Origin of the sequence: uncultured Dialister sp., assembly GCF_900541605.1 — a bacterium.
GTDB lineage: Bacteria > Bacillota > Negativicutes > Veillonellales > Dialisteraceae > Dialister.
This window is the reverse complement of the sequence record NZ_UQKJ01000200.1, coordinates 1-2,283: the sequence shown is the minus strand read 5'-3', so window position 1 is coordinate 2,283 and position 2,283 is coordinate 1. Positions and strand designations below refer to the sequence as shown.

General features: G+C 55.0%; 2 protein-coding genes. One reads left to right on the top strand and one right to left on the bottom strand.

Annotation, left to right across the window (positions count from 1 at the left end):
• Positions 1–36 precede the first annotated feature (36 nt).
• Positions 37–885, bottom strand: a complete 849-nt coding sequence (locus tag QZR21_RS09020) for a DMT family transporter (protein ID WP_296101877.1) — start codon at positions 883–885, stop codon at positions 37–39.
• Positions 886–1,203: 318 nt separating this feature from the next.
• Between QZR21_RS09020 and QZR21_RS09015 the strand changes: the two genes are divergently transcribed.
• The gene (locus QZR21_RS09015; RefSeq protein ID WP_296975033.1) at positions 1,204–2,097 is read left to right on the top strand and encodes a LysR family transcriptional regulator; all 894 of its coding nucleotides are present in this window, start codon (positions 1,204–1,206) and stop codon (positions 2,095–2,097) included.
• The last annotated feature ends 186 nt before the right edge of the window (positions 2,098–2,283 follow it).

Sequence of the window (2,283 nt, the reverse complement as noted above, 5' to 3'; positions counted from 1 at the left end):
GTGCATAAAAATCCTTATGAAATCTGACTCTGCGAATTAATCAGCGCTTCCCTGGGCCGCCACCATGCCGACGAGCACCAGCAGGGCCCCCATACAGCCGGTGGCGCCGGGATTTTCTCCCAGGAAAAGGAATCCCCACACCGAGGCAAAGAGGGGATCCAGGGCGCAGAGGAATCCCGCATCTTCGGAAGATATATATTTCTGGGCCACCGTCTGGAAGGTAAACCCAAAAGCCGAGCAGAGAAGGGTCAGTGCCAGAAGGGACCCCAGGGAGGCGGGATCCGAAGGAATAACCGGTGTTTCCACCACCACCGACGTGGCAAGGTCCAGGATACCCATGACCCCCATCTGCCAGGCCCCCAGGGCCAGGGCGTCCACGGCCGATGCCATTTTCCCTGTTTCCATGATGAAGAGCCCATAAAAAAGCGCTGCTGCCAGCCCCCAGAGGAGACCGGCATGGATGCCCGTTCCTCCTCCCTTCAGAGTCAGGCAGCCCACGCCGGCCCCCATGACCAGGATAGCGCCCATAAGGGAAAGGGACGGCCGCTTACCTCCTGCCGCCCACAGAATAAAGGGGACAAAGGCAAAAGCCATATTTTCCAGAAAAGCGGTGAAATAAATATCCGACGTTTTGAGAGACATCATTTCCGCCCCCATCACCAGGTACAGGATGAACCCCAGAACCGCCGCCTTTTTCAGGAAAGGAAGAGACAGGGCAGCCGCCATACGCCGGTGGAATATAAGGAAAAGGATGAGAAAGGCAAAGAAAAAGCGCAGTCCCAGCAGTTCGAAGAGTCCCATATGGGCCAGAGAAATTTTGGAAAACAGGAATGATGTGCTTCTGGCCAAAATCACAGAAACCATCAGGCCCTTTGCAAGGTTCATATTCACAGGTATCACACTCCGCTTCCAGTATACGGGGCCCGGTGCATTGACGGAAGCGCAAGTATATCAATATAATATTGATGAAACAGCAATGCTATTGGAATAAGTAGATTTGCATGCTTGCGGTTGGAGACAAAGCCTTGAGCATTTTGCCTTGAGCCTTGAGCTGGACAGCCGCTCCGCGGCGGGTTTGGCATATTAACCGGTAGCGTCACTCGCACGTGGCTCTATCCGTCAGCAAACTGTTCTGCGGCTCCGCCGCGGGACCTCAATTCTCAACTCTCAAATCTCAAATCTATTTTTTATCACGGAGCCACAATGGATACTACAAAATACAGAATCTTTCTCCGCATTCTGGAGACCGGAAGCCTCACCGCTGCCGGAGAAGAAGCGGGCTACTCCCCCTCCGGCATTACCCGCATGATGGACAGTCTGGAAAAGGAAATCGGATTTCCCCTCCTCTCCCGGTCCAGCCACGGCATCCGCCTGACGAAGGAAGGCGAAACTCTCCTGCCCGCCATTCAGGAGATTGCGGCCGCCGAAGACTGGGCGGAAAATATCCGAAACAGCCTTCTTTCCCTCATCACCGGAGACCTTACCATCGGATCCTACTTCAGTACCGCCGCCAGGTGGCTTCCCTCCATTCTTTCCCTCTACAGCCGCCGGTATCCCCATGTCCGCATCCACCTGAAGGAATGGGGAAACCGGGAATGTCTGGAAGGTCTTGCTTCCGGCGCCCTTAGCTGCGCCTTCCTGAACCGTCCACCCCATTTCAAGGGAGACTGGACTTCCCTCAAGGAGGACCGGCTCATGGTCTGGATACCGAAGAACCATCCCCTGGCAGAAAAAGAAGCCATTGATCCCCAGGACCTGGACGGCGTCCCCTTCGTCCATATTCTTCCCCATGAGGATACCGATGTGGACGCCTTTCTCCGAAGGCACCATGTCCATCCCGATTTCCGCCTTTCCACCGTGAGTAACTACACCGCCTGGTGCATGGTGGAAGGAGGCCTGGGACTGTCTATCAATAACGAGCTCATGAGTGAAGGCTGGCAGGGCTCTGTGGCCGTCCGCCCTTTCACCACCGGCGACACCATCACCCTGGGTCTCGCGGTCCCAAGCCTTTCCGCCGCCTCCCCGGCTCTTAAGAAATGGGTGGAAGTGACGAAGGAGTGGATGGGGAAACAGGGGAACAGTGAGATAGTGGGTTAGTGGATTGGCATGCAGGTGGATAGAGTCACCAGCATGGAGCTTCTAGCTGTCAGGAAAGCTCTACAGCCTGCGGCGCTTTCCATCTGTTGTATCCGCCAGTCATTTATGCCGTAGGCTGGCCAGCTTTCCTAAAAGCTAAGGAAACGCTGATTAAATGGGCTTTTTACAAGCGCTAATTATTCACAG